The organism is Candidatus Kapaibacterium sp. (assembly GCA_025059875.1).
In the GTDB taxonomy this organism is placed as follows: domain Bacteria; phylum Bacteroidota; class Ignavibacteria; order Kapaibacteriales; family HRBIN21; genus HRBIN21.
The window spans coordinates 137808-155801 of record JANXCT010000001.1 but is presented as its reverse complement, the minus strand read 5'-3'; the positions used below and the strand labels follow the sequence as shown (position 1 = coordinate 155801).

The following is a 17994-nucleotide window of genomic DNA, read 5'->3' as shown; positions in this document are numbered from 1 at the left end:
ACCATATGCCGAATCCTCCACCAGAGACTGAGTCCGTAAGTTTGCGCCTGCTGCTAGATCGCTGTAGTTTTAGCAAGGGAAGAGCAGCAGGTATGAGCTCACACCTCCACGTACGCTGCACCGCTGCCGAGCTGCGCGAGGCCCTCTCTGAGGTCACACCAGCCATCCCAAGCCGCACGACACTTCCGGCCTTAGAGTGCGTACACCTCCACGCTGAAGACAACACACTCGCACTCACGGCGACAAACTTGGACCTTCGCATCTCCGCTCGTTGCCCGGCCACCGTTCCAGAAGCGGGCAAGGCATTGGTTCCCGCAAGGCTGTTCTGGGACATCGTCCGCAGCTTGGAAAAGGAGGAGGAAGTCTCCCTCCGCACTGAGGGGACAACCGTCGTCCTTGAGACAAGCTATGGACGCTACTCGCTCAGCGGACTTGCCCCCGAGGAGTTCCCTGCTGCCGATAACCCGCCACCGGCAACAGTAGAGCTCTCCCCCGATATCCTCCGGCAGATTGTCCAGCATGTGCTCTTCGCTGTTTCAGAGGAGCCTATCCGCCTGGCCCTCACTGGAGTGCTCTGGGAGTTTCGCTCCGATGCCCTCTTTGCAGTGGCGACGGACGGCTACCGCCTGAGCCGTCTTCGCGTGGACTTCAACAGTCCACAACAGGGCTCCCTCCTCATCCCTGCGGATACCGTTGAGCTGCTACGCCGTATAGACTCTCCCGTCCACGTTGGGTGGGATGAGGGGAGCGTCTCCTTCTCTACGCCAACCCTCACAATCGTTGGACGCCTCATTGCCGAGCGATTTCCTGCCTACGAGCAGGTAATCCCGACAGAGAATCCTCGGCGCTGTATCATTGACCGGGAGCGCTTCCTGAGGGCCTTAGAGCGTGTCTCCCTCTTCTCACCGAGCCAGGCGAGAATTGTACGATTCCACTTCGCGGAAGGAGGAGTCACCTTGCGAGCCGAAGACGAGTCCCGAGGTGACAGAGCCCAAGAGGTCGTCAGCTGTTCGTGGAGTGGCGAAGAGCTCACCATTGGCTTCAATGCTTCGTATCTCAGCGAGGCCCTGAAAGCCGCACAGCATAACGAATTGCTCCTGGAATTCTCTGAGCCAACGAAGCCGGTCGTCATCCGCTGGGCTGAGGCAGCGGAACTCCCCGTCCTACAGTCCCCACTGGTGATCCTAGTGATGCCGGTGCGGCTCTAACAGTGGATGCTTCTACAGTGCCTGCACGTACACAACTTCCGGCTCTACGATACAGTCACACTGCGCTGCGAAGCCGGACTCAATCTCCTCTTCGGTCCAAACGGCTCAGGGAAAACAACGCTCCTCGAGGCCATCTGCCTCTGCGCCTGGGGACGTGTCTTAGATGCTCCTGATCCGACGCTGCTGAAGCACGGGACCGAATTCTTTCGAGTGCGTGCAGAAGCTCTCACCGATGCTGAAGTCCCATACTGGGTTGAAGTCGAGTACCACGCAGAGCACGGCAAGCAAATCCGCTCCCAGCAAGGCTCTCGGCTAACTCCAGGGGAGCTTGTCGGCAGCATGCCAATTGTGTTGCTGACACCCGCTATGAAGGAGATCACCGCAGGTGCTCCTCAGCAGCGGCGGCGTTTCATCGACATGGTACTCTCCCAGAGCAGCCGACACTACGTCCAGCTCCTCCTAGAGCACCGCCGCATACTACGGCAGCGGAATGCATTGCTACAACACCCCAGCGCCTCCAGTGACTTCCCCGCCCAATGGAACAGCTGGACAGAACTCTTCATCCAACGCAGTGCTGAGCTCATTTGGCGGCGCTGGAAGTTCATCCAGGACTTCGAGCCACTTGTACAGTCATACCACGAGCGTATCGCCCCAGAGCGTCTGCGCCTCCTGTACCTCCCTGACGGAGTCGTCGCTGAATCGCTGGAACAGGGAGTCACAGCCATTCGCGCTTGCTTACAGCAGCGGGCTGCTGAACTGAGGTCGGAAGAATTACGCAGAGCCCAGACCCTCTTTGGTCCTCAACGCGATGACCTTCTGATACTGCTCAACGGCATGAGCGCTCGTGATGCTGCATCCCAAGGACAGCACAAGTCCATCCTACTGAGCCTCAAGCTAGCAGAGCTGGACTATCTGCGGCACCAGCGTGGAGAGACGCCAATGATGCTTCTGGACGATGTCTTTGCAGAGCTAGACCGTCAGCGTATCCACGAAGTCCTCAGAGTCTTAGAAGATCTCCACGTCCAAAGCTTCGTCACCATCACTGAAACGGAGCGCCTACCGAATGCTGCCGTCCACCGAGCCTACAGAGTCCGTATCGAAGCCGGTAGGCTGATTCCAGACGAGCAGAGCTCAAAATCGTAAGACCTCTCGAATGGTTGCCTCCACTTGCGAGGCTGAGGGCAGCACGGCGTGTTCCAGTGGTGGGGCAAAGGGCGTCGGCGTATCGGCTGCAGCAACTCGTAGCACGGGGGCATCTAGAGCCGTGAATGCCTTCTCTGTAATCCGCGCCACAATTTCGGCCCCAAAGCCTGCTGTTAGAGGTGCCTCGTGGACGACAACAACCCTATTCGTTCTGCGCACTGACTCCAGTATCGTCCCTTCGTCCAAAGGCACTAAAGTCCGCAGGTCTACAACCTCCACCTCAATACCCTCAGCTGAGAGAGTCTGGGCTACTTCAAGTGCAAGATGGACCGCACTACCATAAGCGACAACACTTACATCCCTTCCAGAACGTACGATTGCAGCCTTCCCGAGTGAGAGAGCATATGCTCCGGAAGGGACTTCCTGCCGTACCTTGCGATAGAGCCCCTTGTGCTCGAGGAAGACCACAGGGTTAGGATCCCGGATTGCCGCAATCAAGAGTCCTTTAGCATCGGCCGGGAAGGCAGGATATACGACTTTCAGTCCTGGAGTGTGAGCAAACCACGCTTCTGGGTTGCGAGAATGGAACGGCCCGCTCCCGACACCACCACCTGCTGGACCCCGCACAACTAACGGGACTGGGATCCCCCAGCGGTACGCAATTGTGGCGGCAACGTTCACGAGCTGGTTGAAGCCGTTCGTGACGAAGTCAATGTACTGCATCTCCGCCACTGGGCGGAGCCCATTGAGAGCTGCCCCAATGGCAGCCCCGATGATAGCCGCTTCCGAGATAGGAGTATCCACTACCCGTTCGACACCGAACTCCTCCAGGAACCCCTTCGTAACCTTGAATGCTCCACCGTAGACTCCGATGTCCTCCCCTAACAACAACACCGTAGGGTCACGGCGCATCTCCTCGCGCAAGGCTTCGGAGATCGCCTCCAGGTATGTCCGCTGAGGCATTCAGCGTCGCTGCTCTTTCTCCGGGAACGGTGGCAGCGGGAGCGAGCCAGGGATTCCCATCACAGGAAAGTCCTTCCGCAGCGGATAGAGAGGCTTTCCTGTCTCCGGGTGCACGAAGTCCTCCGGCATGTAGAACCGCCGGAGGTCTGGATGCCCCTCGAAGATGATGCCGTACATGTCATACGTCTCCCGCTCATACCAGTTAGCGCTCTCCCAAATGGACGTTACAGAAGGGCACCGCGGGTCTTTCTCTGGCACAGGGACCTTGAGACGAAGGCGCCACTTGTAGTGGTTGGACCACAGGAAGTACACCACTTCGAACCGCTCCTTCGGACGGTACCAGTGGATGCGTTCTGGGCGATACCAATCGATCGCGGTGATGTCAATCAGCATATCAAACCGAGTATCGGGATGATCCCGAAGCTCCCTCGCCACGTCGAGGAGGCTTTCCCGTGATATCAAGAGCGCTAATTGTCCCCGATGCTCATACGCCACGACTTCTGGACACCAAACACGGGCAAGGTCTACAGCAAGCTCCTTCAGATGCAACACCGCTTCGTGCCTACCTTGCTGAAGGGGGACCTGCGTCTCGCTCATGACCGCTACCCTATCATTTCCGCCGGGCCACGGAGTCAGCGGGCTGATATGTCCCAAACACCCAATCCCACAGCGGCGTGCTGATGCCGAATGAGCGGCTGTCGTCCACGTAGTGGTGGCGCATATGGTGCGCCTTCAGGAAACGGCCAATCCGCCCTCGCATCGGCCAGTGGTGGGTAGCGTAATGGATGGAGTCGTAGATGACGTAGCCCAAGACGAACCCAGCAAATACCGCCGGCTGGTAAGTCCCGAACAGCCACTGAAAGAGGAAGTAGAAAAGCACTGCTAACGGGATGCTGACCACTGGGGGCATTACTAACCGAGTGCTATCCCGCGGGTAAGCATGGTGGACGCCATGGATGAGGAAGTGAAGGCGCTGCCCCCAGGAAGATTTCGGCTCGTAATGGAAGATCCCTCGATGGATCCAATACTCAGCAAACGTCCACAACAGCGCACCGCCGAAGAAGCAAAGTAGGAAGAAGTACCACGGTAGCGTTACTGCACCTCGATAGGCAAAGTAGGCCACCACGGGCAAGTAAAGCACCAAGGGTGTCACCGGATGGACGTGTGTGAGGCGGTCCAACCACGGGCTATTGAACAGAGGAACGGTCTCGTCACGATTCGAGATGACTCGGTTTGCCATTGCAAGCACCGCTGCTGCAGTAGTGAGACAGTCGCCTTGCAAATTTAGCAACTCGCTAACCGAAGGCTTGAGTAATAGCAACGCTACCCACCTGCAGGGGCAAGGTGACGCTCTAGGAAGCGCTCCATGGCCTCATAGAGCTCTAGCCGATGTTCTTCATTGCGGAAGCCGTGTCCCTCATCGTCCTTGACGATGTACTCTACCGGAATCCCGCGCCGACGAAGAGCTTCCACAATCTGGTTTGACTCGTTGATGTTGACCCGCGGATCTCGGGCCCCCTGTGCTACCAGGAGCGGTGCACGGATCTTATCTGCATGGAACACGGGAGAAACCTCCCGCAAGTAATCCGCCTCCTTTTCGGGATCCCCAACCATCGCATAGAGCATCTGGCGCATCGGCTCCCAATACGGTGGTATTGTCTGCATGAAGGTCAGCAGGTTGGAGACACCAACTATGTCAATGCCACAGGCGTAGAGCTCTGGAGTGAATGCAAGCCCTGCCAGCACAGCGTATCCACCGTAGCTTCCGCCGTAGATAGCAATCCGCCGAGGATCAGCGATGCCCTGCTCGATGAGCCAACGAACTCCATCGGTGATATCGTCTTGCATTGCCCTCCCCCATTGCTTGAATGAGGCTTCCCAGAACGCACGACCGTATCCTGTAGAGCCGCGGAAGTTCATTTGGAATACCGCATACCCGCGATTCGCCAGGAATTGTACCACAGGATTGTAGCCCCAGACGTCGCGCACCCATGGGCCACCATGCGGATGGACAACAACAGGCAACCCCCGCGGCTCTACTCCAACGGGAAGGGTCAAGTACCCATGGATAGTTAGCCCGTCCCGACTACGGTACTGGATGGGTTGCATCGGAGCCATCCATTCTTCCCGCAACCACGGGCTAAGATCGGCTAGCTTCTGAAGCTCATCTGTCTGAGCATCGTAGAGCCAGTAAGCGCCGAGGGAGCGGTCACTATACGTGCGGATCACAAAGAGCCGTTCCTCCAAGTCGTGGGAAACAACCACAATCTCGTACTCCCCCAGTGCCTGGGAGAGCCGTTGGTAGATCTCTTCCGCTTGCCTGTCAAGGAAGATGTACTCCCTCTTCCACGTAATCAGACTTGCGTACGTGAGTTTACGCCGCCGGCGAGAGTAGGCCGCCCCCGCGATATCTACTTCAGGATGCTCAGCAATCACCTCTTCCTCACCAGTGACCGGATCCAGCACGACGAGAGCCATCTTGTCCCGTCCGCGGTTGGAGAGAGCGTAGAGGTAGCGGTTCTCGAAGGTAAAGAAGAGCGGCTCCACGCGAGTTCGAAAGTCTACGGTCAGCACTGTTCGGAAGGGCTCAGTCTCCTGCTCCCGGAATAGTAGGCTAATGTCGGTCCCACGGACGGCAACAGCGGCCCGTACCCGTCCCTCGTGGTCTGCAAGCCACTGGATGACACCCCCGGGATTCTCTGCTACCAACTCCCGTGTACCCGAGGGGAGAACGAGGCGGTAGACATCGAACAGCTCTGCCCGCCGTTCGTTGGTGGCAACGAGTGCCTCCGTTGGTACCTCCGGGCGTGGGTCAATAATCCCAGCCCGTGCTCCCTCGGGAGTTATCCACCGCGGTTGCCCACGGCCTTCAGCATCCACTAGCGCTAGGCGGTAGTTCTCATCGCCTCCCGCATCACGGCTGTACAAAAGCAGCCGATCGCTTACCCATTCGTAGCTAGCAATATCCCGCTCCGTCTCGGCTGTGAGCTGCCGCTCCTCGCCTGTTTGGCGGTCCAGCACAAAGAGGTTCATTCGCCGCTCCACTGGCGCTAACCAAGCAAGGTAGCGTCCAGTTGGCGACACTGTATAGGACGCACGTTCTGGGTTGCGGAAGAAGTCACATAAGGGGATGCGCGGCGGACGTCCCATCTCATTTGGACTTAACTGACACTACCTACCGTACGGCACATCTGCCTTTCCTTGCCAAACCTCACCCTCAACCCACGGCTCTTTCCACTCCATCCTTGGCAACCAGCCACAAAGATGGCGTCAGAAGTAAAGCCAAAGGGAGTATCGAGCTTGCCTAACATTCTCCTGCTGGCTCTTTGGCATCCCTTTGCGGCCAACACCTTTCCTCAAGGCATTGAAATGCAGCATCCCTCAGATCTCGCTGCGGATAGACTCGAAGCGAGAGCTTTTTCAGCATGCTGCAGACTCAGGTCTCATTAGTGCAGAACCGAATGCTATCACAGTACCCCGATGTACCGTAGACACGGAGGAAGGGCTCCGTACACGAGGGTGATCCTAGTCTGGTTCCCGGCTCACCAGAGGGGGTTACGGGATCATGCCCCCCATAGCACCGTCCGGATGAGTGCAGAGAGGAAAAAACCCCTCACGTTGGGCCTGCCTCCGCAGCTTTTCTGAAGCTCTTGTCGTCACAAAGCCAGCAAATCCGTAGTTGTGGCCGCACGGCAGACGAAGTACCAAGCAACTCGATTGTAGATTAGCACGAAGCTCTCTACCTCGTTCGTCGGTAGCAGCGCCCACTATCCCAAGCCCGAACACGAAATGCCACGCGTGGCCCTCTACACGCTTGGATGTAAGCTGAACTATGCCGAGACCTCCCACATCCGGCAGCAGTTCGAGGAGCTAGGGTACACAGTGGTGCCCTTTGGTGAGCCAGCGGATGTTGTGCTGATCAACACCTGCACAGTAACGGAGTCCGCTGATGCAGAATGCCGCAAAGTCATTCGACGTGCCCATCGCCTGGCTCCGAACGCTTTCATTGGCGTCATGGGCTGCTATGCCCAACTGAAGCCTGAAGAGATTGCTCGCATCCACGGAGTCTCAGCAGTCCTCGGCAACCAGGAGAAAGCGCAAGCCGCGGAGATTGTTGACCGACTTCGCCTCCTCGGTGGAGGCCCTCATGTGTTGGTCTCCCCTCTTCACTCGCCCTGCTTCTCGCCAGCTCGCTCTGCTGACGAGGATAGTCGAACACGGGGCTTCCTGAAAATCCAAGACGGCTGTAGCTACCGTTGTAGCTTCTGCACCATCCCGAAAGCTCGGGGCCCAAGCCGCAGTATGCCCTTCTCAGACTTGCTAACTCACTTCCGAGCTTTGGAGCGTGCAGGCTACTACGAGGTCGTGCTGACAGGCATCAACCTTGGTGACTACCGCGCTCCAACAGGCGAACGCCTCATCGACGTACTTCGCCTCCTCGCGGAGCTACGACCGGCCTTTCGTGTCCGCCTCTCGTCTATCGAGCCTAACCTCTTAACCCCAGACATCCTTGAGATTGTCGCCTCCTCTCCCATCTTCTGCCCTCACTTCCACATTCCCCTCCAGAGCGGCTCTAACGAAATCCTTCGCCGCATGCGCCGCCGGTACACAGTCGAACGATATAGGTCCCTCATACTTTGTATCCACGAGCGAATCCCTCACTGCGCTATCGGCGTAGACGTCCTAACGGGCTTTCCAGGAGAGACGGAAGACCACTTTGCAGCTACGTACCGCCTACTGGAGGACCTGCCCATCAGCTACATCCACGCCTTTACGTACTCCGAGCGCGAGGGGACACCCGCGGCAACTATGCCGGGAGCCGTCCCTGTGAGAGTACGAAGGGAGCGCACCCACCGCCTCCGACAGCTCTCCGAGCTTAAATGCCAACACTTCTACCAAGCAAACCTCGGCACTACCCGGACGGTGATTCCCGAAGTCTACGACCCGCTAACTGGCACGTGGGAAGGCTGGACCGAGAACTACATTCGGGTCCGTTTTGCAGCCCCACCGACACTCCCACAGCACCCCCTACCGGTTCGATTGACCTCCCTCCTTAACGGAGTCGTATGGGGAGAGCTCTCGGAGCCCTCGTACATTCCCATAGAGCTTGTAAGCGGATCATGCAATACGGCCGCTTGCTAACTCTCCTTGGCAGTGCAATCGTACTGGCTGCCGGGTGTAGTATCCCGACGCGACCAGTTGTGACCCCGCTGCGACTCTATGACACGTTCACTGTTGGCGGTGCACTTCGCATTTCCGTCTTTGAATGCTGGGACTCTATCACATTTGGCCAGGCTCGGTATATCCCCGTCTTCCTGTTCATCTCCGGAGACCAGACCCCGCTGTACGTGGCGGCATGGCAAGAATACCTGGGACGCTTTGCTGGTCCTCTGCGGCCAGCACAGAAGGAGCTACTTCGTAGCGTCCCGCAACGACACACTACCAAAGACTCTACGCTAGAATGGCGTGTCCCCACTTACGAAGGAGAGGTCTCCGATCTCCAGTACACAACCCCGATTCGCAACCTCTACTGGTCGATTGAGCGCTACAACGGGGCAGAAACTGAGATCGCTGTTCTGTGGCTTCGGTCCTACCCACAGATAGAGCCGTGGGACTGGCGCCGTCGTCCGCCGGACTTCTGGCAGCAGCTTCGGCAAGAGGCTTCCACTCTCTACCCTGAACTGCGGCGCCACGTTCAGCGGGACCTAGAGAAGCATGTCCTACACGCTCCTCTTGCTCCTTGAGTACGACGGCACGCATTATGCCGGCTGGCAACGCCAGCGAGGGGCAAGGACTGTACAGGCGACCCTTGAAGATGCCCTCACCCAGCTCCTTGGATTCCCTGTTCGAGCCGTCGCAGCAGGCCGGACCGACGCTGGTGTTCATGCCCGTGGACAAGTCGTTCACGTGCGCTTGCCAACAATTCCACGAATTCCAGAAGAGCGGATTCCGAGAGCGCTCAACAGCCTCCTGCCTGACGACCTTCTCGTCCGTGCTGCCCGACTCAGCGAGCGCCCAATTCATGTCCGCTACGATGCCTGTGCACGCGCGTACTCATACATGATTACGAACCGCCCCTCGGTCTTCTCGCGCCATTTCAGTTGGTATGTTCCTGTCCCCCTTGACGGCGAGCTCCTACAGGCTGCAACGTCCCTCTTCGTGGGCCGCCATGACTTCACGACCTTCTCCAAGCATGACCCCAGCACCAAAAGCTACATCTGCTCAGTTACAGAGGCTCACTGGAGCCAACCCTGTCCGTACTCCTGGCGTTTCTACATTCGAGCTGATCGCTTCGTCTACGGCATGGTCCGAGCCCTCGTTGGGGCAATGGTCCAGGTAGCACAGCGGCGCCGGACGTTGGAGGAACTCCAGCACGCTTTAGCCGCCCGCGACCGACGATACGCCAGCCCTCTGGCGCCCCCGCACGGACTAGTACTGGAATCCGTCTTCTACCCGCCGGATATTCAGGTCCTGTTCCCTCAAGTGTCTGAAGAACCATGCTGCTTGTGCCCCTGCTCACGGCACTGATCGTCTCAAGCTGTGCTGACCTCAATGTCTTCCCGCCGAGTGAGGATGTCCGGCTTGGAGCCGAAATAGACCACCAGATCCGAGCAAATCCCCGCGAGTACCCTCTGCTGAATAATGAACCGGCGCGGCAGTATGTTCAAGCCATCGTAGACGAAATCCTGCGCTCTCCGGAAATTCGCTATCGAAACCGCTTTGCTTACCGAGTCACTTTGCTGCGCGACGACCAGACCATCAATGCCTTCTGTACCCCCGGTGGATACATCTACGTGTACACCGGACTGCTGAAGTTCGTTGAAAACGAGGCAACACTGGCCGGTGTTTTAGCCCACGAGATCGCGCATGCCGAACGGCGCCATGCTACCGAGCGAATGACCAAAGCCCTGGGCGCCCAGCTCCTAATGGACATCGTCCTCGGTAGGCGACCTGACCGAGCAACAGAGCTGGTTGCAAACCTCTTCACTGGACTGGCTCTCCTGGCCAACAGCCGAAGCGATGAGATGGAGGCCGACGATTACTCCTTCCGCTACCTACGAAGCACCCCATGGTATCCCGGTGCCCTTACCTTCTTCTTCGAGAAGATCGCACAGCAGCGGCAGTCTCGGCTCCCAATGCTAGAGCGGCTTCTCTCCACCCATCCTTTGCCCGAAGACCGGATTCTTGCAATGCGACAACGGATTCAAAAGGCCGGCCTTCCGGCTCCTACAGAGCAGAATCTGCGTACCCAGCGATACCGTGAGTTCCTGCGTCTGCTCCCGTAAGGATGGGCTCTGCTGCCGATAAGCTCCTCCGACGGCAGCGGAATCTCCGCAGCCGGCTCTGTATCGGTCTGGACCCCGACAATCGCTTCCTCCCTCCGATCCTCCGCACGGAGTCCCATCCATGGAAGAAGTTCCTTCGCGAAATCATTGCCTCAACTCAGGAATTTGCCTGTGCATACAAGCTGAACCTCACCTTCTACGAGCACTTCGGCACCGCAGGTTGGGAGCTACTGGAGGATACTCTTGCTGCCCTGCCTGCAGAATCATTAGTGATAGCTGATGCTAAGCGAGGCGATGTCCCACACACTGCTGAAATCGCTGCTCGTACGCTGTTTGAAAGCCTTCCCTTCGACGCGGTCACCCTTAACCCTCTCCTCGGCGCGGACTCCGTTACCCCGTTCCTCTCATACTCAGACAAGCTCGTCTTCCTCCTCGCGCGAACCTCGAATGCTGGCGCATCCGACTTCCTAACTCTACGCTGTCAGGATGGTCGTCCCCTCTTCGCTCACATCATCCTGCAGGGGCTGCGCTGGGGACGACAAACGCAAATTGGGTTCGTCGTCGGCGCAACGGCACCCGAGGACTTTGCGTTGGCACGTGCCCTCGCTCCGGCCTCCTGGTTTCTGGTTCCAGGCGTTGGACATCAGGGGGGAGACCTTTCGCAGCTCCTCGCTGCTAACCAAGATGGTCCACTCGTGGTGAATGTTGGGCGCTCTATCCTCTATGCCTCCCCTGGCCTAGACTTTGCTGACGCTGCAGCCCGTGCAGCACAAGCCTTTGCCCGCGAGATTGGCTACACACCCACCGTAGAATGACCCATGCAGGAAGTTTCAGAACGACACCTCCAGGAAGCCGTCCATCGGCTCCTCTCTGACCCTGCTCGAGTCTGGCAGACACTCGGGCAGAAGCGTCTGCAAGTCTTGGCCCCCGGAGAACTCAACGTCCATGAAGGCCCCGACTTCCGGGACATGGTGCTCCTACTCGACGACCTCATCTGCGTCGGGGACGGCGAATTCCATCGGAGCCTACAGGAGTGGGAACTCCACGGCCATTCCGCCGACCCACTCTATTCCCGCGTCATTCTCCACATCCTAACAACACCTCCAACCACCGTTCCCCAGGGCCCCCCAGAAATCCTCGTAATACCGGAATCTGAGCTGCTCCCGTTGCTCCAGAGGACATCGACAGAACTCGCCACTACTCCAGAGCTGCTTCTCTCCATGCAAGAGCTCCAGTACTTCGCGCTACTCCGGCTCCTACGATACACAGCAACGGCACGTCAGTACATGCAACGGTTAGGCTTTCAGGCCGGGGCACTTGCTTTTGCTCAGGATTTCCTCCAGCGCTACCTCCAGAAGCGCCGGCGACCAGTCCACACAGTCACCACGATCGCCGCACTTTCTCAAGCCCTTCCAACCTCCGGTATTGCACAGCTCCTGACAGACTTTCACCGTCGTGCACCCCTGAACCTTACTCTCCGCCTGCAAGAGCTATCTCGTCAACGCATTGTGAATGAGGGAACCCATCTGCGAATGGAGCTCCTCCTCAACGCCTGCCTCCCTTGTCTCTTAGCTCACGCAAATCCAGAGCAACGGATTGAGCTTTTGGCGTGGTACTGGTCTACTCCGAGTCGTGTACGCTATGGCCACCTCCAGCGTCGCTTCCCGCATTTGCCTCAGCGCTATATGTGGCAACAGCAAGGGATGCTGGAGTGGCTGCGCCAACGTGGGAGTGGGATGCTCTGCCGCGAGCTGCTCGCTACTTATCGCTTCGGAGACATCTTGGAGTTCTACCGCACAGCGGAGCTACTGCTGGGATAGTGATTGCACGATGCCATACAGCTGGCGGATGAATCCCTGCACGCGTTCCGCCTCAACCAACGGACTGTTCAGAACAACAGGGGAATCCAGCAGCGTTAGCGCCTGTTCAAAACGCTGCTGCTGAAGGAAAGTTGCCGCGAGGATGAAACGTCGGAGCCCCTCTAACGCTGGTTCTGGGATGGGCATCATCAAGAGCTTCTCCACTTCTGCCAGTCGACTCAGTGCCAATGCCGATTGGGCTGCTCGGATACGCGCCCAGGCTCTTTGCTCTGGTGAAAGTTCGCTGCTCCAGCAGCAGGAAGAAAGCACCCGAAGCGCCTCTTCCTTCTCTCCCGCAGTGAAGAGGGTCATACCAAGGTGATACTGAAGCCACATGTCGCCTGGCGAGCGAGCAAGCTCGTAACGCAACAGCTCTGCGTTACGCCGTGCCTTCTCACATGCCTGCCGCCCCGCATACCCATAATGCCAGATAACGATAGGCATACGGACTACCTGCCACCCCCGTGCCTCAAGGGCCGGACGAATCTGTTCGTGGACCCTTCCGATATAGCGAATCGTCGGTCCCGAGCGGAAAAGCCGAGGATACCAGTGGAGCTGGATTAGAGTCTGTCGGTCCTGCAGGGAAGCTATACTTCGAATCTCAACCTCTACCCCTCCAATCTCCGGCTGGTCCAGCACCCAGGCATACTCGAGTAGAGATGCCGTTTCTAGCTCTTCGTCGCTATCCAACGCTAACACCCACGGCATCCGAACATGCTCGAGGGCAGCATTCCGAGCAGCAGAAAAGTCATCACTCCATGGAAAAGAGCATACCTCAGCCCCAAGCTGGCGGCATACTGCCGGGGTGCTATCGGTGGACCCAGTATACAATTTGCTGGGCAACGGGCAAGAGGGCACGCTCAATTGTAACAGCACTGTTCTGTGCAAGCACAATAACCGACAGTGGCAACTTTGCCCTCTCTTCCATACCTCAGGGGCGAAAGCTCCAGAGAACCTCTCACTCCTCTTCTGCCGCAGCACGACGCTGACGCCGTCGTGCTCGAACCATCTCCAAGCGACGTTCCTCCGAGGGCTTCAGATACACTGTGTGGCGACGATACTCTCGTAGCACCTTGCTCCGCTCGTACTTCTTCTTGAAGCGACGGAGCGCCCGATCAATAGACTCGTTGGGCTGAACAACGATACCAACCGGCATCCTTCTCTATTGCTGCTGCAACCGCTCTATGAGTCGCTTTTCCTTGTTCTTCTTGAAGAGCACGATGATAGCGTGGAGACCGTTGGAAAGGACCTCCTTGCTTCGTACAATGCCATAATCATCCCAGGCTGGGTGGTAGATGACGTCGCCAACTTGGTACTCCCCCGTGGGAGTATACCGCTTCGAGTCTTCTGGCGTCAGTGGCACTACTGCCCCATCGTTTCGCCCATTGCCCTCCAATAGATCAATGTTGACCAGCTGAACATGGTGACTGACCATGCAGCGGGCCCATTGGTGGCGTCCGCCAGGAGTCTCGATAACCTCACCGATGAACTCATGGCGGGTCACACGCATCAGCACTGGGCAGTACAGCATCACGTATCTGCGCGCTCGACGACGACGCCGTGTTGCCGCCATTATCTGCCTGTGGCGTTGTACCAGCCTGCGCAAAATTATGGTTCTTCCATAGCTTGAACCGCTACTGCCTCCAGAGGAAGCGGAGCACCTTCCGCCCCCCACAATCGTACCCAGTTGCCACGTACACCCCTTTCCCAATTCCTTGGAGCTCCACCGGAATCCAACCGCTCCCCTGCCAGACCTGCTGGCCCATGAGGTCGTAGAGAACAATCCACCGACACCAGGGTCGGGAAGAGAGCTCCAAACGGACATTGTCCTCTATCGAAGAAGGGAAGCGATACCAGATCGTGAGCACGAACTCCTCCAAAAATCGGTTGGTAATGACCGCCCGCTGGGCATGATCAAATCGAAAGCGGACGAGGATGCCTGTGACTCGATCTGAAAGCACGGCAGAGTCAACATGTTCCGGAAGAGGATAGCTCCACTGAAGAACGACCGTATCCCCTCTACCCCTCTGGACGAGGATGCGATGCTCTACCGAAAAAGCTTCGGACCGCAGTGGACGAAGGTCCCGGTACGTCCATTTCCACTCTCCGTCCACTGTATCGTAGAAGCGTAGTACAGCATGGAATGCATCCTGTGGAGGGTGCAGGGGCGGAAGCTCACGCTCACCAAGCAGGGTATCTATCCGATCCGTGGCGCGCTCATCAACCCCAACAGTCAACACCACTGACTCCCCAAACTCATTTGCAACGGTAAACGGAATGAGAACGGATTGCTGGGCTCTACCTGCCAAACTGTAGCAGAGCACTCCCCCGACTAAGGCCCACCACTTCATTCCTCCCTAGACCCCAGAGAATAGTACCGGGTGGTGCCGCCTCTCCCGACACCGCCCGGTCTCTAGCATCTCTCCCAGCTTGCTTCCCTAAGTACGTACCTCAGCGCACGACAGTAATTGGAATCACACGCTCCTCCGTCCCTGCACTAACGCGCAGGATATACTGCCCATTCGACAATACTGCTGTAGGTAGTGAGAAGGCATGGATTCCCGCAGCCAGGGGACCAGCGTACACTGTCTCAACCTCCTCGCCGAGGAGGGTGTAGAGCTTCACCGTCACTGGCAGATTCGCAGGAAGCCCAACTTCCACTACACCTCCGTGCTCAACAATCGGCTGTGGCTTGACATTGATGCTGATACCCGCTGTCGGACTCTGTTGCAGAAGGCAAACGGCCACTACGCTTGGATCGGATATCTGCACTTCACTGCCGTTCCGCAACGCACCCCAGGTACGTCCTGTAGCGTCTACGACCACATAATCTGCGGCCGTAGAGCCTTCCAACCGCAGCACCACCGGATAAGTGACTCCCTGGAAGCGCACTATCGGCGAGGGCGCATCTTCTACGTACGTACCCTCCGAGAAGCGGACATCGAAGAGTTCATGGGGCGGGATCGGCGGCAGCTCAAAGCGCTCCCGATCCACAGGCTCTCTACTGAGGTAGAGAGCTGCCTCTCTGCTCTCGGCATCTCGGACGATAACACGGCTACTGCTTTCGAGAATCCTGTCGCGATACTCATCTCTTGACGCCGCAACTCTTGGAGAACCAGGAGCTTCAAGCTTCAGATACCCCTTGCCACGAATCTTTATCCAGTAGCCCAACCCCGGTACGAGCTCAGAAACTTCCACGAAGCCTCGATCAGTCCGGTACCCATACACGCCCCCAACTCGCTGCGGCAACGGATCGGCACCGTAATTCTCAAACTGGATGCGCTCGATGCTGACGGGTACAGATAGTCCTCCTATGGTGTTCCAGCCGTCGTAGAGCAGTACTCTATCGTTGCGGTCTATGCGCAGGAGCCGAACACCAGCAATCTGCCGGTCAACATCGTCGCTGTACTTGACGTAGTACCCGTAGCCTACTTGCAAGTTCTCGGTTGGCTGGTACTGATTCTGGGAGAACCAGAAGGGAATGCTAATTGCCTTCGGGTAGACCGTTCGCCAGTATGGATTCGCAGGTCGCACAGGAAGGGAGAGTAAGTTCCACCCCTTCTGGATTACGGGGTACTGGACGACGAGCGGGTAAGTGTACTCAATCACAAACGAACGAATCCTCGCATCTGTAATGGTGTAAGACATTCTGCTTCCGCCTGCCGGGGTGGCCTGACGCATATCCACTCCAAAGATGGTCCCGTTGAGTGTATCCCTCAGGAACAGCCTCGCACCTGCAGGGAAGTCAGTAGTGTCCCAGGTCAGTACTACCGGGTAGTTGATGGCTCCACCTGCGTCAAACCGACACAAGAAGACGACCGTCGAGTCGGAGAACACGTTGCGGATATCCCGCGAGGCGTAGATACCCACCAAGTCTCGCAGCCCATTGGGTGCCGTGCCCTGCGGCACTCGGGCAACTCCATCCAGATACCATCGGGCGTAGAAGCTCCCAGCAACCGGAGGAGCATCGTAGATCGTCTCTCCAAATAGAGTGTCAATCCCGTCCGTTGCCCGAATCCCTAAACCGAACACCAAGGTAACAGACTGCGAGGGTGTAGCAGAATTTGACACTGTGATACGGATTCCCCTCCCAAGGACGCTCAAGTTCCTTGGATCGTTGTTCGGCTCGACCGGGTTACGCACATAGATGAAGGTCACCCGTAGCCGAACCGGCGATATGGCAGCTGAAAGAGTTCGGAAGGTAATATAGCCCACGTAAATCCCTGCTGCATCCGTATTCTGCGGCAATTCCTGCGGATCACAGAGGATTCGGAAGTTTTGCGGCCGAGAGGGCACTAGTGGATTGTTTTGAATGTCCTGCAGAATAGTCTCACCCAACGTTCGGTCTATGTAGTCAATGACACCAGACCGCGTAATGGTTGGAATCGGATTTCTGTCCCCTGGGGCCGCAGCGAAAGTTTGGAACTTTAACCAACGGGCGTTTGACTCCACAACAATGTCCGTTAGCCTTGTTCCCTCAACCTCGTTCGTCACGACCAACTCTCTCCGTCCATAGAAGACACCTCGTGTCCACGATGCTGAATCCAACACAATCGGGTGGATGACCTCCCACTCTTCCCCTGTTGGAGCCACTTGGCGCACGACAGCATCCACCCCCATACGAGGCTCAAACCCAATTTGTGGGATCTCTGTAATGACGACGTATATCATCCCCGGCATACTCGGAAAGAGATTAGCTACTGGCAGCAACCCACGGTTGTCCACTCCCTCCAACCCCTCGTATGGAACGTTTCCTGAAGCTCCTCCCGCACGATACGTTACAACAGCCCGATATCGCGAGTCTAATGGATTCGTGGGGAAAGGCTCTGCAGGGAAGACGCCAAGGTTGAGATCGTTGTACATCAACGTATCGTTGGACAGCATCAGTCGCGCTATGCCCCCTGCGACCCCTGTTATTCGAAAGCGGAGGTAGACTACAGGAACATATCGCCGACTTTGGCACTGCACTGTCGGATCCCAGGGGTCCTGCCCGGGCCCAGCGGGACTAGGAGGCAGAGGTTTTGCCGAACTTGCTACGATTCGCACTCGCCGCCACCTCTCAGGAGAGGCATCTCCTAAGTTGTGCCACGCTGCTAGGGCCCCTATCATCCCGGAACCGCTGACCGCAGCATCGTTAAACTCAAAGCTAAAGTCTTTGGCTAGCACGCTATCACCTTTGGGGCCGACCTTCTGAAGTCCAAGGAATTCAAGGAGGCTCCCATCGTACTCCACTTTGAAGCCAAAGCTGTAGATAGGCCAAACTTTACCCCACTGCGGATGGGTAGAGGGTACCCAGCAGTTACGTATGTACACTGGGACGACTAGCTCACGCGGCTGTCGTGGGCTTGCCTGCTGCGGGACGACGATGAATCCTCCGGGATATACCTGCGGATCGTAGCCCGGACCACTGCCCGTTAGGCTCAGTACCGGCAGCCTAACGTCGTACGGTTGTCCATAAAGCAGCGAACCGATGGCCATACCCCACGCAGTCACCAACCACAGAGTCGACCGCCACTGCATTGCCTTTCCCCTCGG

General features: G+C 57.4%; 17 protein-coding genes. 8 read left to right on the top strand and 9 right to left on the bottom strand.

What is annotated here, in order from left to right; all coding sequences use genetic code 11:
* Positions 1-92 precede the first annotated feature (92 nt).
* Together dnaN and recF are read left to right on the top strand one after the other, a co-directional pair.
* Positions 93-1208: a DNA polymerase III subunit beta gene (dnaN, locus tag NZ960_00780; GenBank protein MCS7176153.1), complete on the top strand. Its 1116-nt coding sequence runs from the start codon at positions 93-95 to the stop codon at positions 1206-1208.
* A gap of 6 nt (positions 1209-1214) precedes the next feature.
* Entirely contained in the window at positions 1215-2351 is a 1137-nt protein-coding gene (gene recF / locus NZ960_00775; GenBank protein ID MCS7176152.1) for a DNA replication and repair protein RecF, read from the top strand.
* On the opposite strand, the gene NZ960_00770 is transcribed toward recF, so the two are convergent.
* The 4 genes from NZ960_00770 to NZ960_00755 all read right to left on the bottom strand — a co-directional run bounded on the left by NZ960_00770 (position 2340) and on the right by NZ960_00755 (position 6464).
* Positions 2340-3314: an alpha-ketoacid dehydrogenase subunit beta gene (locus NZ960_00770; protein MCS7176151.1), complete on the bottom strand. Its 975-nt coding sequence runs from the start codon at positions 3312-3314 to the stop codon at positions 2340-2342. The genes recF and NZ960_00770 overlap by 12 nt on opposite strands.
* Positions 3315-3911, bottom strand: a complete 597-nt coding sequence (locus NZ960_00765) for an NADH-quinone oxidoreductase subunit C (GenBank protein MCS7176150.1) — start codon at positions 3909-3911, stop codon at positions 3315-3317.
* Positions 3912-3924: 13 nt separating this feature from the next.
* On the bottom strand, positions 3925-4554 hold the full coding sequence (locus NZ960_00760) for a sterol desaturase family protein (GenBank protein ID MCS7176149.1): 630 nt from the start codon (positions 4552-4554) through the stop codon (positions 3925-3927).
* Between the two features lie 83 nt (positions 4555-4637).
* Entirely contained in the window at positions 4638-6464 is a 1827-nt protein-coding gene (locus NZ960_00755; protein ID MCS7176148.1) for a S9 family peptidase, read from the bottom strand.
* A 639-nt stretch (positions 6465-7103) separates the two neighbouring features.
* Between NZ960_00755 and mtaB the strand changes: the two genes are divergently transcribed.
* The 6 genes from mtaB to NZ960_00725 are packed head-to-tail and all read left to right on the top strand — an operon-like array spanning position 7104 to position 12420.
* Positions 7104-8456, top strand: a complete 1353-nt coding sequence (mtaB, locus tag NZ960_00750; protein MCS7176147.1) for a tRNA (N(6)-L-threonylcarbamoyladenosine(37)-C(2))-methylthiotransferase MtaB — start codon at positions 7104-7106, stop codon at positions 8454-8456.
* Entirely contained in the window at positions 8435-9058 is a 624-nt protein-coding gene (locus tag NZ960_00745; protein ID MCS7176146.1) for a hypothetical protein, read from the top strand. The genes mtaB and NZ960_00745 overlap by 22 nt, the downstream gene beginning before the upstream one ends.
* The gene (truA, locus tag NZ960_00740; GenBank protein MCS7176145.1) at positions 9030-9842 is read left to right on the top strand and encodes a tRNA pseudouridine(38-40) synthase TruA; all 813 of its coding nucleotides are present in this window, start codon (positions 9030-9032) and stop codon (positions 9840-9842) included. The genes NZ960_00745 and truA overlap by 29 nt, the downstream gene beginning before the upstream one ends.
* Positions 9812-10600 (top strand): M48 family metallopeptidase, encoded by a 789-nt coding sequence (locus NZ960_00735; GenBank protein ID MCS7176144.1) that lies wholly within the window; start codon positions 9812-9814, stop codon positions 10598-10600. Before truA ends, NZ960_00735 begins: the two co-directional genes overlap by 31 nt.
* A 2-nt stretch (positions 10601-10602) precedes the next feature.
* Positions 10603-11415: an orotidine-5'-phosphate decarboxylase gene (gene pyrF / locus NZ960_00730; protein ID MCS7176143.1), complete on the top strand. Its 813-nt coding sequence runs from the start codon at positions 10603-10605 to the stop codon at positions 11413-11415.
* Between the two features lie 3 nt (positions 11416-11418).
* Positions 11419-12420 carry a DUF2851 family protein gene (locus NZ960_00725; protein MCS7176142.1) on the top strand — a complete coding sequence of 334 codons (1002 nt, stop codon included), beginning with the start codon at positions 11419-11421 and terminating at the stop codon, positions 12418-12420.
* On the opposite strand, the gene NZ960_00720 is transcribed toward NZ960_00725, so the two are convergent.
* The 5 genes from NZ960_00720 to NZ960_00700 form a co-directional block, all read right to left on the bottom strand.
* On the bottom strand, positions 12406-13317 hold the full coding sequence (locus NZ960_00720) for a glycosyltransferase (GenBank protein ID MCS7176141.1): 912 nt from the start codon (positions 13315-13317) through the stop codon (positions 12406-12408). The two genes, NZ960_00725 and NZ960_00720, sit on opposite strands and share 15 nt — an antisense overlap.
* 100 nt (positions 13318-13417) lie before the next feature.
* On the bottom strand, positions 13418-13615 hold the full coding sequence (gene rpsU / locus NZ960_00715) for a 30S ribosomal protein S21 (protein ID MCS7176140.1): 198 nt from the start codon (positions 13613-13615) through the stop codon (positions 13418-13420).
* Between the two features lie 6 nt (positions 13616-13621).
* Positions 13622-14032, bottom strand: a complete 411-nt coding sequence (locus NZ960_00710) for a hypothetical protein (GenBank protein ID MCS7176139.1) — start codon at positions 14030-14032, stop codon at positions 13622-13624.
* Positions 14033-14093: 61 nt separating this feature from the next.
* Complete coding sequence (locus NZ960_00705) at positions 14094-14810, bottom strand: hypothetical protein (GenBank protein ID MCS7176138.1); 717 nt, start codon at positions 14808-14810, stop codon at positions 14094-14096.
* Positions 14811-14910: 100 nt separating this feature from the next.
* Positions 14911-17979, bottom strand: coding sequence for a hypothetical protein (locus NZ960_00700; protein MCS7176137.1), 3069 nt, complete (start codon positions 17977-17979; stop codon positions 14911-14913).
* Between the last annotated feature and the right edge of the window lie 15 nt (positions 17980-17994).

Excerpts from the sequence above, each read along its gene's own strand:
- NZ960_00760 (MCS7176149.1), bottom strand. The coding sequence starts at position 4,554 with ATGGCAAACCGAGTCATCTCGAATCGTGACGAGACCGTTCCTCTGTTC.
- NZ960_00755 (MCS7176148.1), bottom strand. The coding sequence starts at position 6,464 with ATGGGACGTCCGCCGCGCATCCCCTTATGTGACTTCTTCCGCAACCCA.
- truA (MCS7176145.1), top strand. The coding sequence starts at position 9,030 with ATGTCCTACACGCTCCTCTTGCTCCTTGAGTACGACGGCACGCATTAT.
- NZ960_00710 (MCS7176139.1), bottom strand. The coding sequence starts at position 14,032 with ATGGCGGCAACACGGCGTCGTCGTCGAGCGCGCAGATACGTGATGCTG.
- mtaB (MCS7176147.1), top strand. The coding sequence starts at position 7,104 with ATGCCACGCGTGGCCCTCTACACGCTTGGATGTAAGCTGAACTATGCC.
- NZ960_00765 (MCS7176150.1), bottom strand. The coding sequence starts at position 3,911 with ATGAGCGAGACGCAGGTCCCCCTTCAGCAAGGTAGGCACGAAGCGGTG.
- rpsU (MCS7176140.1), bottom strand. The coding sequence starts at position 13,615 with ATGCCGGTTGGTATCGTTGTTCAGCCCAACGAGTCTATTGATCGGGCG.
- NZ960_00700 (MCS7176137.1), bottom strand. The coding sequence starts at position 17,979 with ATGCAGTGGCGGTCGACTCTGTGGTTGGTGACTGCGTGGGGTATGGCC.
- dnaN (MCS7176153.1), top strand. The coding sequence starts at position 93 with ATGAGCTCACACCTCCACGTACGCTGCACCGCTGCCGAGCTGCGCGAG.
- NZ960_00735 (MCS7176144.1), top strand. The coding sequence starts at position 9,812 with ATGCTGCTTGTGCCCCTGCTCACGGCACTGATCGTCTCAAGCTGTGCT.
- NZ960_00745 (MCS7176146.1), top strand. The coding sequence starts at position 8,435 with ATGCAATACGGCCGCTTGCTAACTCTCCTTGGCAGTGCAATCGTACTG.
- NZ960_00725 (MCS7176142.1), top strand. The coding sequence starts at position 11,419 with ATGCAGGAAGTTTCAGAACGACACCTCCAGGAAGCCGTCCATCGGCTC.
- recF (MCS7176152.1), top strand. The coding sequence starts at position 1,215 with ATGCTTCTACAGTGCCTGCACGTACACAACTTCCGGCTCTACGATACA.
- NZ960_00770 (MCS7176151.1), bottom strand. The coding sequence starts at position 3,314 with ATGCCTCAGCGGACATACCTGGAGGCGATCTCCGAAGCCTTGCGCGAG.
- pyrF (MCS7176143.1), top strand. The coding sequence starts at position 10,603 with ATGGGCTCTGCTGCCGATAAGCTCCTCCGACGGCAGCGGAATCTCCGC.
- NZ960_00705 (MCS7176138.1), bottom strand. The coding sequence starts at position 14,810 with ATGAAGTGGTGGGCCTTAGTCGGGGGAGTGCTCTGCTACAGTTTGGCA.